Source organism: Devosia crocina (assembly GCF_900116545.1).
Lineage (GTDB): Bacteria > Pseudomonadota > Alphaproteobacteria > Rhizobiales > Devosiaceae > Devosia > Devosia crocina.
Map to the genome: position 1 here is coordinate 424,012 of NZ_FPCK01000003.1, position 14,462 is coordinate 438,473.

The following is a 14,462-nucleotide window of genomic DNA, read 5'->3' on the forward strand; positions in this document are numbered from 1 at the left end:
TCTGCCTTCTGCCTTCTGCCTTCTGCCTTCTGCCTTCAGCCTTCAGCCTTCGCCCTCTTGCGGCCGATGCTCCCGGGTCCAGCTTTGGCGCCACTCCCGCTCGAGAACGGCGCGGCGTTTGCCGTAGCGGTGCTCGGTGATCACGAGATTGACAATGCGATCGGTGCGAAAACTCCTGAAATCCTGCCGCAACAGGCACCAGGCGGCGATCGTCTGCTTGCCTTCGTAGAACGCAAGGCCCACCGGCCACAGAGTGCGGCTGGTAGCGCGCCCCTGTTCGTCTTCGTAGTCTATGGTGACCGCGCGCTCCATGCGCATGGCAAGACGGATGTCGGCGAGCACGGGGATCGGCTTGCGGCTGCCCCAGATCGCTACCGGCCACAGCGCCGTATCGCTGATCCGGTCGCGCAGATCCTCAGGTGATGCTGTGGCGATCTTGGCCAGCGCGTTGCGTGCTGCGGCACCAAGTCCATCATCTGGCTGCGTTTCGACCCAGCGCGCGCCAAGGACCAACGCTTCGAGCTCTTCGGGCGAAAACATCAGTGGCGGCAGAAAAAAGCCGGGCTTGAGCATATAGCCCACGCCGGCTTCGCCATCGATCGGGGCGCCGAGCCCAATAAGAGTCTGGATGTCGCGATAAAGCGTGCGGATCGATACGCCCTGCTCTTCCGCCAGCGCTGCTGCCGTGACCGGACGGCGGTGGCGCCGCAAGGCGTCCATGATCGAAAACAGGCGTTCGGTTTTGTCCATGGGCGTCCCCTCCCTGAAACAAAGGAGGAACGAATTGCCACATTCCGCAGCCAAAATCCACTCTCATCGCTGCATGTGGAGAGCATAAGACTAGCAAAAGTGCTGTGCCACGCCTGTGACACAGCACCGGGTTCAAACACCAATCCCTTGGGGATCAGCGGATCTCGATGTCGCACCAGTGGCTATAGGGCCGATCGGGCGAATGGATGACGTTGGGAAAGTGCGGATTGTGCACGGCATCGGCAAAGCATTGATCCTCAAGGCAGAACCCTGAATGCTTCTGGTAGATCTTGCCACCCAGTCCAGGCACAGGAATGTCGGTCCAGACCCCGTTGTAAACCTGCAGGCCCGGACGATCCGACCAGAGCCGGAGCGTTAGATCCTTGTCCGGCGACGTCACGGTTGCAATGGGATCGCTGTGCTTGCGGCCACTGTCGAGCACCATGCCGATATCGTAATCGACAGGAGCGCCCGAACCGTCACGCATGGTGCGTGGGCGGCGCAGATCATAGGGTGTGCCGCGCGATGGCAGGATGGCGCCGGTCGGAGCAAGATCGGCACCAAGCTCGGTATAGGCGCTGGAATTGACCTGAATCTCATGGTCGAGCACGCTGTCGGCCGTGCCGAGGTTGAAGTACTGATGCTGGACGAGGCTGATCGGCGTTGCGCGATCTGTCGTGGCGGTCAGTTCAAGGCGCAGGCGGTTCCCAGACAGGCTATAGGTTGCGGCAAAATTGACATTGCCCGGATAACCCATCGCGCCATCGGGCGAAAAATGGGTGAACCGCACCGCATTATTGGCGCTGTCGGCCTGCCCGGACCAGACCTGGCGGCCAAGACCGGCAGGACCCCCGTGAAGATGCAGATCGCCCTCGTTGGCCGGCAGCGTATAGGTTGCGCCATCGAGCTCGAAACTCGCACCCTTGATGCGATTGGCAACGCGCCCGGCCAGTGCGCCGAAATGCGGGCTATGGAGTGGATAGGGTTCAAAGCTGTCGAATCCAAGAACGACGCTGCGTTCGCCGCCGGCAACTGGCACACGCCAGTCGCGCACGGCCACACCGAACCCGATGATGTCGACCACAACGCCCGTATCGCTGACCAGGCGGAACTGGTCGACCCGCTTACCCTCGTGCTCGCCGAAAGTGGTGACTTCGATAGCCATGCATTTCCCCTTAGGACCGCTTGGGGCGGAGCTGTAGCCTTATTTGACGGGTTTCGGCAACGCCGCTCTTGACCTTTGACCCAGCTCCGCAAACTCTGTGAGCAAGCAAAAACTCCCAAATGGAGGCGAAGTGAACGAGGAGGCTGCACGACGCAGGGTAACGGTCCATGATGTGGCACGCGCCGCGGGTGTATCCCTGGCCACGGTGGACCGGGTGCTCAACGGCCGCCCCGGGGTTCGCGCCGCAACAGCGGAAAAGGTCGGCGAAGCGATTGCTGCGCTTGGTTTTTCGCGCGATCTAAACGCCTCGCTCATGGCCCGAGCGCGCGATCTCAAGGTGGTTTTCTTTATCCCCGATGGGGGCAATGAATTCATGGACAGTCTTGCCGAGGCTGTCGAGCGGCGCGTTGGCTCCGCGCTTGCCGATCGCATGCACCTGTCCACCCGGCGCATCCGTGCGCTCGATACCGGCGCGCTCGCTGCCGGGCTCGATGGCCTTGACCCCGCACATTGCGATTGTGCCGTGATCGTGACGAGCGAAGAGCCCGAGATCGTTGCTGCCGTCGACTCTGCCACCCGTCGCGGCATCGCCGTGATGACGCTGGTGTCCGACCTGCCGGGTACCAGCCGCCAGCACTTCATCGGCATCGATAACGTTGCAGCCGGACGCACGGCAGCCTCGTTGCTGGGACGCTTTCTTCCTCAAGGCGGTACTGTGGCGGTGATCGCTGGATCACTCCACCTGCGCGACCACGCCGAGCGACTGGAAGGGTTCCGTTCGGTGCTCGAACGCGATTTTTCCCAAGTGACGCTTCTCGGACCCTATGAGAGTCACGACAATCCCGAAACCACGCAAAGCCTGGCAACTGAGCTCGTCGACAAGCAAACCCAGCTTTCCGCTATCTACAATCTCGGTGCGGGGAATGCAGGCCTGGTTTCCGCCCTCGAAGCCTCGGACCGCGTGGGTGAGGTCCGCGTCATCGTCCACGAACTGACCGCTCCCACGCGTCGGGGCCTTCTTTCCGGAGCGATCGACGTGGTGCTCGATCAAAATCCGGACGGTGAAATCCGCGAAGCCGTCACAGCGGCTCGGGTGCTGGCTTTGGGGCCAGGTCGCGCCTTTGCCACTCACCCAATTGAAATTGGCATTTTCCTGCGCGACAATCTGCGCTAAGCATCGCCTATCAACAAAGCGGTGCGCCCGAAAACGGGAACGGAGGAGGTTCACAAATGGCCGTATCATTGTCTGAGGTACGTGCCTCATGACCTATCTCGGCATCGATATCGGTACATCAGGGGTCAAGGCATTGCTGATCGACGGGGATGGTCGCGCCCTCGGCGAGGCTTCTGCTCCGGCGGTCGAGCCGGTGCGTCCCCATCCTGGATGGTCCGAGCAGAACCCGCGCGACTGGTGGGACGCAACACTTGCCGCCGTCGATAAGCTGCGCTCTTCACATCCCGACCAGCTGTCCGCCGTGCGCGGCATCGGGCTTTCCGGCCATATGCATGGCGCAACGCTTCTTGGGAGAAATGACGAGGTTCTCCGCCCCTGCATTCTCTGGAACGATGGCCGCTCTGCCGCTGAATGCCAGGAGATGGAAACAGCGCTCCCGAACCTGCGTCAGCTCGCCGGCAATATCGCAATGCCCGGCTTCACCGCGCCTAAATTTGCCTGGGTCCGCAAGCACGAACCGGAAATCTATGAGCGTATCGAAAAAGTCCTTTTGCCAAAGGCCTATGTTCGTCTGCTCTTGACGGGCGAACACGTCGAAGACATGTCCGATGCCGCTGGCACGCTCTGGCTCGACGTCCAGAAGCGCGATTGGTCCGACGAACTGCTCGGTGTGACCGGCCTCTCCCGCGATCACATGCCGCGTCTTGTCGAAGGCTCCGCACCCTCGGCTCAACTCAAACGCGACCTCGCGCAGCGTTGGGGTATGGAAGGCACCGTCACAGTCGCCGGTGGCGCAGGCGACAACGCTGCCGCTGCCTGCGGCATCGGCGCCATTCGCCCCGGTGAAGGCTTTGTGTCGCTCGGCACCTCGGGCGTGCTTTTCGTCTCCAACGAAACCTTCAGCCCCAATACCGAGGGCGCCGTCCACGCCTTCTGCCACGCCATCCCCGACACCTGGCACCAGATGGGCGTCATTCTGTCGGCCACTGATTCGCTCAACTGGTTGAGTCGCATCACCGGCAAGAAGCAGGCCGAGTTGGCGGGGGAAGCTGAAGCCCGGTTCAAGGGCCCCGCTGAAGCGATCTTCCTGCCCTATCTTTCGGGCGAGCGCACGCCGCACAACAATGCCGGCGCCCGCGGCTCCTTCACAGGTCTCAGCCAATCCACCGACGCCGCCGAAATGGCTCAGGCCGTCATGGAAGGCGTGACCTTTGCCATGCGCGATTGCCAGCGCGTGCTGGCCGATGCCGGCACCTCCATCAATCGCCTCCTGGCGGTCGGCGGCGGCTCGAAATCGGCGCTTTGGCTGAAAATGCTGGCCACCAATCTCGACATTGAAATCGCCCTGCCCGAGGACGGCGACTTCGGTGGCGCGCTGGGCGCTGCCCGTCTTGGCCTTTGTGCCGCGACTGGCGCTGATCCGGCCGAAATCATGACCATGCCGCCAATTAAGACAACCATTGCGCCCGACAAGAACCTGTCGGCCGCCTATTCCGATCAATATGCGCGCTACCGCGCACTCTACCCCGCCATCGAGGAGGCACGTCAGTGAGCGATTTTTTCAAGGGACTGGAACAGGTCAAGTTCGAAGGCACAGGCAGCAAAAATGCCCTGGCCTATCGGCACTACAACAAGGACGAAATGGTCGCCGGCAAGCGGATGGAAGACCATATCCGCCCCGCCATTGCTTACTGGCACACCTTTGCCCAGGAAGGCGGCGATCCGTTTGGTGGGCGCACCTTTGACCGTCCCTGGTTCGACAAGGGTATCGAGGGTGCTAAGCTCAAGACCGAAGTGGCCTTCGAGTTCTTCAACCTGATCGACGTTCCCTTTTTCGCGTTCCACGATGTCGACGTGGCGCCGGAAGGCGACACGCTTGAGGAGAGCAACAAGAACCTGCGCGTGATCGGCGACCTGATTGCCGAAAACATGCAGAAGTCGGGCAAAAAACTGCTCTGGGGCACGGCCAACCTTTTCTCGAACCGCCGCTATATGGCGGGCGCTGCCACCAACCCAGATCCGGCTGTGTTTGCCTATGCAGCCGGTCAGGTAAAAGCCGTGCTCGAACTCACCCATGAACTGGGCGGCGAGAACTATGTGCTGTGGGGCGGTCGCGAGGGCTATGAAACCCTCCTCAATACGAAAATTGGCCAGGAACAGGACCAGATGGCCCGCTTCCTCCATCTCGTGATCGAACACGCCGAAAAGATCGGCTTTACCGGGCAGATCCTGATCGAACCCAAGCCTCAGGAACCGAGCAAGCACCAATATGACTATGACGTCGCAACGGTCTATGGCTTCTTGCAGAAGTACGGCCTCGAAAAGAAGGTGAAGTGCAATATCGAGGTCGGCCACGCATTCCTTGCCGGTCACTCCTTCGAGCACGAACTGGCCGTTGCCTCCTCGCTCGGCATGCTCGGCTCGGTCGACGCCAACCGCAACGACCTGCAGTCCGGCTGGGATACCGACCACTTCCCCAACAATCCCGGGGAAATGGCGCTGGCTTTTTATTACATCCTCAAGCAGGGGGGCCTCGGCAAGGGCGGCTTCAATTTCGACGCCAAGGTGCGCCGTCAGTCGCTCGACCCGGCCGACCTCTTGCACGGCCATATCCTCGGGCTCGATACTCTGGCCCGTGGTTTGAAGGGTGCTGCGGCTCTGATCGAGGACGGCGAGTTCGATAAGCTTCTCGATGATCGTTATGCCGGCTGGAATGAGGGCATGGGCGCCGACATTCTCGGCGGCAAGCTGAGCCTTGCGCAGATCGCCGACAAGGTCCACGCCGAAACCATCAACCCGCAGCCCAAATCAGGCCGCCAGGAATATCTCGAAAACCTGGTCAACCGGTTCGTTTAAACCGCCGTACCCATTCCTCTCCCCATTGGGGAGAGGGTGGATCGGGCGTAAGCCCGAGACGGGTGAGGGGGTGCTGACCAACGCCCCCTGGACACTCGCAACGGTCATCCCCTCATCCGGCGCTGCGCGCCACCTTCTCCCCATTGGGGAGAAGAATAGAAGGTGCACCATGCCCACCATCACCAATCCCATCCTCCCCGGCTTCAACCCGGATCCCTCGATCCTGCGCGTCGGCGAGGACTATTATATCGCCACCTCCACTTTCGAGTGGTTTCCAGGTGTGCAGATTCATCACTCCAAGGATCTCGCCAATTGGGAGCTCGTGACCCGGCCGCTCAATCGCAAGAGCCAGCTCGACATGCGCGGCGATCCCGATAGCTGCGGCGTCTGGGCGCCCTGTCTCACCTATGACGGAGAAAAGTTCTGGCTGGTTTATACCGACGTCAAAAGGAAGGATGGCTCCTTCAAGGACGCGCACAATTACATCGTCTGGTCCGACACGATCGAGGGGCCCTGGTCCGACCCGATCTATATCAATTCCTCGGGTTTCGACCCTAGTCTTTTCCATGATGACGACGGCAAAAAATGGTTCGTCAACATGCTATGGGACCATCGCACGCGGCCGCTGAAATTTGCCGGCATTGCCTTGCAGGAGTTCGATGCCGCCGCCGGCAAGCTCGTTGGCCCGGTCAAGAATATCTACAAGGGCACGGACCTGAAGCTCGTCGAGGGCCCGCATCTTTATAAGCGGAACGGGTGGTATTACCTTCTCACCGCCGAGGGCGGCACGGGCTATGACCATGCCTGCACCTTTGCGCGTTCGCGCACGATCGATGGCCCTTACGAAACCCATCCGGACCAGTATGTTCTGACCTCCAAGGACGCCCCGCTCGCCGCCATCCAGCGCGCCGGCCATGGCGATCTCATGGAAACCCCGGAGGGCAAGACCTACCTCGTCCATCTCGGCGGTCGCCCGACCACGCAGGAACGGCGTTGCGTGCTTGGACGCGAAACGTCCATCCAGGAAGCCTATTGGGGCGAGGACGACTGGCTTTATGTCAAGAACGGTCCGGTGCCCTCCCTCCATGTCGAGGTGCCCGGCACGCGCGACGAGGCCAAATATTGGGCCGAGCAGCGCTACACGTTCGAAGATGGACTCCATCAGGATTTCCAGTGGTTGCGCACCCCGGAGACCGATCGCATCTTTTCGACCGAGACCGGCAAGCTGCGGCTCTTCGGGCGCGAATCGATCGGCTCCTGGTTCGAGCAGGCGCTTGTTGCCCGCCGGCAAACCCATTTTTCCTATGACGCCGAAACGGTTCTCGACTTCAAGGCCACGGACGAGCGGACCATGGCGGGCCTGACAGCCTATTACGGACGCTACAATTTCTTCTATCTGGCAGTGACTGCGCACGCCGATGGGCAGCGCGAACTGTTGCTGATGAGTTCGGAAATGTCCTGGCCCAACGGCAATCTCAATTTCCCGGCAGCGCCGGTGCAGATTCCGAATGACGGCAAGGTCAAGCTCGCGCTCACCATTCGCGGCAGGCGGCTCCAGTTCTTCTATGCCCTTGCAGACGATGAATTACAGGCCATCGGCCCGGTATTCGACGCCTCCATCCTTTCGGATGAATGCGGCGGCCACCAGGCCCATGGCAGTTTTACAGGCGCCTTCGTTGGCATGGCGGCGCATGATCTCAATGGTACCGCAAGCCCGGCCGATTTTGATTATTTCGTCTATCGCCCGCAGCACGATCCTTCGGATCGGTATGAGGTGGAGAGCTTGCTCTAAATCGGCCTGTCGAGCCTCCATAACTGCCCGGCTTGGCGGAAAAGCCGGGCAATCACAGTCGTCCGTAGAAATTGAGCGCATCACGAAGTGCCGAATGGGGGCGACATTCTGTCGCAGGCGGGGTAGTGTTGGCCCGTTAGCGGTCGCAGGGCTTGCGTCTCGCGCCGGTCACGCGCCACACGCACCTGCCTGCGGCCCTCCCCAAGGAGGATTTGTCATGGCTCAAATGCACGTCATGGCCGGCGCCGGCGACAAGCTGGACATGCCGGTCATCAAGACCATCTCCATTGCCGACCTGATGACGGCGCTCAAACGCGGCGCCGAGGATTTCTGGGCCAAGCCTAGTCATTATTTTCTCCTCATGCTGATCTATCCGATTGTCGGCATCGTGCTCACCGTCTGGATGAACGGCTTCCAGACCTGGCCACTGCTCTATCCCTTGATCGGCGGTTTTGCCCTGATCGGGCCAGTCGCGGCGCTGCCGCTCTATGAAATCTCGCGGCGTCGCGAAATGGGCGAAGAGCCGAGCTGGCGGGACGCGATGGGCGTTGTGCGCTCGCCGGCCATGGGCAGCATTCTGGCCGTTGGGGCCATGCTGTTCTTTTTGTTTACGCTGTGGCTCGCGAGTGCCCAGGCGCTTTATGAAACCCTTTTCGGCTCGTCGCCGCCGCAAACCTTTCAGGGTCTTTTTGCCCAGGTCTTTTCTGAGCCGGGCGGCCTGACCCTTGCCATAATCGGAACGGCGGTGGGGGCGTGCTTTGCCCTTGTGGTGCTCTGCACCTCGGTGATCGCCTTTCCCTTGTTGCTCGATCGCGATGTCGGGGCCTATGTGGCGGTCGAAACCTCCATCCGTACGGTGCTGAACAACCTCGTGCCCATGCTTGTCTGGGGCGTCATCGTGGGTGCGGCGGTTTTCTTGGGCGCGCTGACACTTTTTGTCGGTCTTGCCATGGTCCTGCCCATTCTGGGCCACGCCACTTGGCACCTCTACCGAAAAACGGTCGCGCCCGCCTCGTTGCTGCGGGGCATGCCGGAAGCCTAGGGACAATCCGCGTAAAGCGCACGCGGACCGGTTGGCTTGGGCGCCACAAGGTCATAAGGTCGGCGACTTGTTTGCCCCGTTTTGCCTGAGCTCATGGACCAGACCCCTATCGAGGCCCCGACCAGCGCCGTGACGGCGGGGCTGACGCCCATGATGGCCCAGTATTTCGAGATCAAGGCGGTCAATCCGGGCTATCTGCTGTTCTATCGCATGGGCGATTTCTACGAGCTCTTCTTTGAAGACGCAGAAATCGCCAGCGCCGCGCTGGGCATCGTGCTGACCAAGCGCGGCAAGCATCTTGGCGAGGACATCGGCATGTGCGGCGTGCCGATCCACGCGGCTAATGACTATCTCAACAAGCTGATCAAGCTCGGCCATCGCGTCGCTATCTGCGAGCAGGTCGAGGACCCGGCAGAAGCCAAGAAGCGCGGCAGCAAGTCCGTGGTCAAGCGCGACGTCGTGCGCCTTGTTACCCCGGGCACGCTGACCGAGGATGATCACCTCGACGCCCGTTCCGCCAATTATCTTGCAGCGCTCGCCATGGTACGCCATGGCGACACCGATTTCGCACTGGCCTGGGCCGATATTTCTACCGGGGAAACCTTTGTCGCCGATCTTTCGGCAGAGCGCCTTGCCGACGAACTGGCGCGGATTGGTCCCGCCGAGCTGCTCTTGACCGATCAGACGCGGCAGGCGCTGGTCGAGCGGCATCTGTTTGCCCCGGCCTGGGCTGAGATCGCGGCAAGTCTGGCGCCTGAGATCGCCGACAGCGAAGCGGCGGCCGAAGTGCTGCGCCGCACTTTTTCGAGCGATGTGTTTGATCCGAGCATCCTGTCGCGCGCCGGGCGTGCGGCCTTCGGGAGCCTTGTCGGCTATGTCGCGCAAAGCCAGAAGGGCCGCTCCGCCCCCCTGCGCGCGCCCGTTCTTCAGGCCTCCGACGCGGTCATGGCGATCGACGCGGCGACGCGCTCGAGCCTTGAAATCCTCATTACCCAACGCGGCCAGGCCAAGGGATCCTTGCGCCAGTCGATCGATTTGACGGTCACCGCGCCCGGCGCGCGTCTGCTTGCCAATCGCCTTGCAGCGCCGCTGCGCGACGGGCGCGCCATCAACGATCGGCTTGATGCCGTCGCTCGGCTCGTTGACGATTCGCTTCTGCGTGCCCGCCTCCGGACGAGTCTGAAGGCAGCACCCGATCTGGCGCGGGCGCTGTCGCGGCTCTCGCTCGAACGGGGCGGCCCGCGCGATCTGGCCGCCATCGGCAAGTCAGTCGCGGCCGCGCTCGCCCTGTCCGAGGATCTGGCGACCCAGCCTGATCTGACCCCTGTTCTCAACCGTCTCTGCACGACGCTGGCCGCGGCGCCGCGGGGGCTTGCGAGCGAACTCGCTCTGGCGCTCGACGACGAACTGCCGCTTCTTGGTCGTGATGGCGGTTTCGTCCGGACCGGCTATGACGCAACGCTCGACGAGGAGCGGGCCCTCGGGTCAGAAACGCGGGCCGTGGTGGCGGCTCTTCAGGCGCGCCTGATGGACGAGACCGACGTGCGCTCTCTCAAGATCAAGCACAACGGCGTTCTCGGCTATTTCGTCGAGGTTCCCGCGAGCCACGGCCAGAAACTGCTTGAAGCCCCGCATCGAGAAATCTTTATTCATCGTCAGACGCTGGCCAATGCCATGCGCTTCACTACAACCGAACTGGCCGAACTCGAAGGGCGTATCGCCAAGGCCAATGACGCGGCCCTTGCCATCGAGACGAGGATTTTCACCGCGCTGCGCGACGCGGTTTTGGAGCGAACGGGCGAGTTGCAGGGATTGGCCGATGCATTGGCCGAACTCGATGTCACCGCCGCTCTCGCCGAAGTGTCCGCCACCCGCTTTTATTGCCGGCCACAAGTGGATGATAGCCTTGCTTTCGCCATTGTCGGGGGGCGCCATCCGGTCGTGGAACAGATGGTGCGGGCCGAAGGCCAGAGTTTTGTGGCCAATGATGCCGATCTCTCGGGCAGCGAGGCGTTGGGCGGGGGCAAGCTCTGGCTCGTGACGGGCCCCAATATGGGTGGTAAGTCGACCTTTCTGCGCCAGAACGCGCTGATTGCCATTCTTGCGCAGATGGGGTGCTTCGTGCCGGCGGAAAGCGCCCATATCGGGGTGGTCGATCGGCTGTTTTCCCGGGTCGGCGCCTCGGACGACATTGCCCATGGCCGCTCGACCTTCATGGTCGAAATGGTCGAAACTGCTGCCATTCTCAACCGCGCGACCCGTTACAGCCTCGTCGTGCTCGATGAAATCGGCCGGGGCACGGCGACCTTTGACGGGCTCTCGATCGCCTGGGCGTCGGTGGAGGCGCTGCACGAAACCACCGGCTGTCGCGCGCTTTTTGCGACGCACTTTCATGAATTGACAAGTCTTGCCAAGACATTGTCGCGCGTTGCCAATGTGACCATGAAGGTGCGCGAATGGGAGGGCGAAGTGGTGTTCCTCCATGAAGTCGGCCCGGGCGCTGCCGATCGCTCCTATGGCATCCAAGTGGCGCGGCTGGCGGGGCTCCCTGCCCCGGTCATCCAGCGTGCGCGACAAGTGCTTGACGTTCTCGAACAGCGCTCCGCCGGCACTGCATCTTCCAAGGACAAGGCCAGCGTGCTAGACGATCTACCGCTCTTTGCCCATCACCCAGCCCCCGCACCAAAGAGCCAGGACCCCATTCACGAAGCGCTCGACGCTGTCCGACCCGACGACATGACCCCCAAGCAAGCCATCGAGACGCTCTACGAGTTGAAGAAATTACGCGATGACGCTCGCAGACGCTGACGCCAAACCGCGAAAGCCGCACTTTGCGCTGAAGACCGCCGAGATCCTTCTCGCCGAGCTCGAAGCCCTGATGGGGGATCAACCGGCCAAGTCCCCTGCGGTGCGCAACGCTGTTCTCGCCCATATGCGTGAAACGCTGGCCGAAGCGCGAAAGAGTGCGGAAGCTGAACTGATCGCCACAAACAAGGGCACGCGCTGCGCGCAAAACCTGTCGGCGGCGCAGGACGAAATCATCACCGCGGTCTATCTTTTCGCCATCACCCACGTTTATCCGGTCGACAATCCCTCGGGCGCCGAAGCCATCGCACTTTCGGCCGTGGGTGGCTATGGAAGGGGGACGCTGGCGCCTGGAAGCGATATCGACCTGCTGTTCATCCTGCCCTATCGGCAGACGCCTTGGGGCGAGCAGGTCACCGAATATATCCTTTATATGCTCTGGGACCTCGGCCAGAAGGTCGGCCACGCCGTGCGGTCGGTCGAAGAATGTATCCGCATGGCCCGCGCCGACATGACCGTGCGCACCGCAACCCTTGAAGCGCGCTATCTGACCGGCGACCGGAGCTTGTTCGCCAATCTGGTCAAGCGCTTCGAAACCGAGATCATGCCGAAGACCGGCCCCGAATTCATCGCCGCCAAGATGGCCGAGCGCGATGAGCGCCATCGGGTAATGGGCAATACGCGCTATGTGGTCGAGCCCAATATCAAGGACGGCAAGGGCGGCTTGCGCGACCTCAATACGCTCTTCTGGATTGGGAAATATTTCTATCAGGTCAAGACCAGTCATGAGCTGGTCGCCAAGGGCGTTCTGAGCGAAGCCGAATACCGCCTTTTCAGCCGCGCCGAAGATTTCCTCTGGGCCGTTCGCTGCCATCTCCACTATGTCACCGGCCGCGCCGAGGAAAAGCTGACCTTCGACGTCCAGCCAGACCTCGCCAACCGCATGGGCTATGCCGAACGGGTCGGCATGCTCGGGGTCGAGCGCTTCATGAAGCGCTATTTCCTGGTCGCCAAGGATGTCGGCGATCTCACTCGCATCATCTGCGCGAGCCTTGAATTCCGCCATGCCAAGGACATGGATCTCGTCGGCCGGGTTCTGGCGCCATTCCGCGCCGGTAAATCGCGGATCAAGGGCGAGCCCGATTTCGTCGTCGACACCGGGCGCCTCAATCTCGCTGCCCCGGACGTTTTCGAGAAGGACCCGGCAAACCTGATCAGGATGTTCATGGTCGCGGGCCGCGAGGAATTGCTGTTCCACCCCGATGCCATCAAGGTTATCCGCAATAGCCTGGGATTGATCGACAACCGGTTGCGCAACGATCCCAAGGCCAATGCGCATTTCCTCCAGATCCTGACGAGCCCGCTCTATGTCGAGCGCATCCTGCGGCAGATGAACGAGAGCGGGGTGCTGGGCAAATTCGTGCCCGATTTCGGCAAGATCGTCGCCCTGATGCAGTTCAATATGTATCACCACTATACGGTGGACGAGCATTTGATCCGCTCGGTGGGGGTCATGGCCGATATCGCCAATGGCGGCCTGCGCCAGGAATTGCCGCTGACCCACGAGCTCCTGCCCCAGCTCAACGACACCCGCCTCCTCTACGTCGCGCTTTTTCTCCATGATGTCGCCAAGGGTCGCCCGGAGGACCATTCGATCGCGGGGGCGCGTATTGCGCGAAAGCTGTGCCCGCGTTTTGGGCTTAATCCGGCCGAAACCGACACGGTCGCCTGGCTGATCGAATATCATCTGCTGATGAGCGAGATCGCCCAGGCCCGCGATATTCAGGACCCGGAAACCGCCAAGGCCTTTGCCGATGTGGTGCAGTCGCCGCAACGCCTGGCTCTCCTGATGATTCTGACCGCCTGCGATATCCGCGCCGTTGGCCCCGGCACCTGGACGGGCTGGAAGGGCTCGCTCCTTCGCGCGCTCTATTACGCGACCGAGCCGCTGCTGTCGGGTGGCCATAGCCAGGTCAGTCAATCCGATCGCGTCAACGAGGCGCGCGAGGCGCTGGCCGCAGCTCTGAGCAAATGGGACGCGGCGGATATCGAGACCTATTCCGCGCGGCACTACGACCATTATTGGCTGCGCGCCGAGCCGGAATTGCAGATCGAACATGCCCGCATGATCAGGCAGGCCGACGAGACCGGGCAGGCCTTTGCCGGCTCGATCCGCGTCAAGGCGTTCGAAGGCATCACCGAGGTCAGCTTCTATACCCCCGACCATCCGCGCCTCCTGTCGCTGATCGCGGGCGCCTGCACCATGCAGGATGCTTCCATCATCGGGGCCCAGATCTTTTCGACCCGCGATGGCCGCGCTATCGACACGTTCAGGCTCCGCCGCTCCTTTACCTCTGATGAGGACGAGAAGGTTCGCGCGACGCGCATCATCGACACGGTCAAGCAATTGCTCCAAGGCAAGCGTACGGTCTTGATCGATCTAGGCAAGGAATCGCGCCACAATCGGAGGTTGAAGCCCTTTGCCCTGCCTGCTCAGGTATCGGTCTCGAACGCGATCTCGGAAAAATTCACGGTGATCGAGGTTTCGGGGCTCGATCGCATTGGCCTTCTTTATGCGCTGACCCGCGAAATTTCCGACCTCAACCTCACCATCGGCTCGGCCCATATCGGCACTTATGGCGAGAAGGCGGTGGACGTCTTTTATGTCACCGATCTGACGGGGCAGAAGATTCACGTGAAACAGCGCCAGCGCCGGATTTACGGCGCGCTGATGGACGTGTTCGAACGCCGCTCAGAGGATAAGAAGATTGCTAATGGCTAGGGTTTGGCGATCCGCACCCCCTCCTAGCCTCCCCCTCCAAAAGGAGGAGGGATCTGTCACTGGCTCACGGAGAGCGCGACAAGAACCGCTCTGTTC

General features: G+C 61.6%; 9 protein-coding genes. 7 read left to right on the plus strand and 2 right to left on the minus strand.

Going from position 1 to position 14,462, the window contains the following annotated elements; genetic code table 11:
- Positions 1–42 precede the first annotated feature (42 nt).
- Together BM364_RS15315 and BM364_RS15320 are read right to left on the minus strand one after the other, a co-directional pair.
- Entirely contained in the window at positions 43–750 is a 708-nt protein-coding gene (locus BM364_RS15315) for a helix-turn-helix transcriptional regulator (protein WP_092426072.1), read from the minus strand.
- A 154-nt stretch (positions 751–904) separates the two neighbouring features.
- Complete coding sequence (locus tag BM364_RS15320) at positions 905–1,915, minus strand: aldose epimerase family protein (protein WP_092426074.1); 1,011 nt, start codon at positions 1,913–1,915, stop codon at positions 905–907.
- A 130-nt stretch (positions 1,916–2,045) separates the two neighbouring features.
- On the opposite strand from BM364_RS15320, the gene BM364_RS15325 reads away from it, so the two are divergent.
- The 7 genes from BM364_RS15325 (at position 2,046) to BM364_RS15355 (ending at position 14,366) form a co-directional block, all read left to right on the plus strand.
- On the plus strand, positions 2,046–3,089 hold the full coding sequence (locus BM364_RS15325) for a LacI family DNA-binding transcriptional regulator (RefSeq protein WP_210186447.1): 1,044 nt from the start codon (positions 2,046–2,048) through the stop codon (positions 3,087–3,089).
- An 88-nt stretch (positions 3,090–3,177) separates the two neighbouring features.
- Positions 3,178–4,641 carry a xylulokinase gene (xylB, locus tag BM364_RS15330; protein ID WP_092426077.1) on the plus strand — a complete coding sequence of 488 codons (1,464 nt, stop codon included), beginning with the start codon at positions 3,178–3,180 and terminating at the stop codon, positions 4,639–4,641.
- Positions 4,638–5,945 carry a xylose isomerase gene (gene xylA / locus BM364_RS15335; protein WP_092426079.1) on the plus strand — a complete coding sequence of 436 codons (1,308 nt, stop codon included), beginning with the start codon at positions 4,638–4,640 and terminating at the stop codon, positions 5,943–5,945. Before xylB ends, xylA begins: the two co-directional genes overlap by 4 nt.
- Before the next feature lie 169 nt (positions 5,946–6,114).
- Positions 6,115–7,737, plus strand: a complete 1,623-nt coding sequence (locus BM364_RS15340) for a glycoside hydrolase family 43 protein (protein WP_092426081.1) — start codon at positions 6,115–6,117, stop codon at positions 7,735–7,737.
- 217 nt (positions 7,738–7,954) lie between these two features.
- Positions 7,955–8,779, plus strand: coding sequence for a DUF2189 domain-containing protein (locus BM364_RS15345; RefSeq protein WP_092426083.1), 825 nt, complete (start codon positions 7,955–7,957; stop codon positions 8,777–8,779).
- A gap of 93 nt (positions 8,780–8,872) precedes the next feature.
- A complete protein-coding gene (mutS, locus tag BM364_RS15350; protein ID WP_092426085.1) occupies positions 8,873–11,587 on the plus strand; it encodes a DNA mismatch repair protein MutS in 2,715 nt (904 codons plus the stop codon).
- The gene (locus BM364_RS15355; protein ID WP_092426087.1) at positions 11,568–14,366 is read left to right on the plus strand and encodes a [protein-PII] uridylyltransferase; all 2,799 of its coding nucleotides are present in this window, start codon (positions 11,568–11,570) and stop codon (positions 14,364–14,366) included. The genes mutS and BM364_RS15355 overlap by 20 nt, the downstream gene beginning before the upstream one ends.
- Positions 14,367–14,462 lie beyond the last annotated feature (96 nt).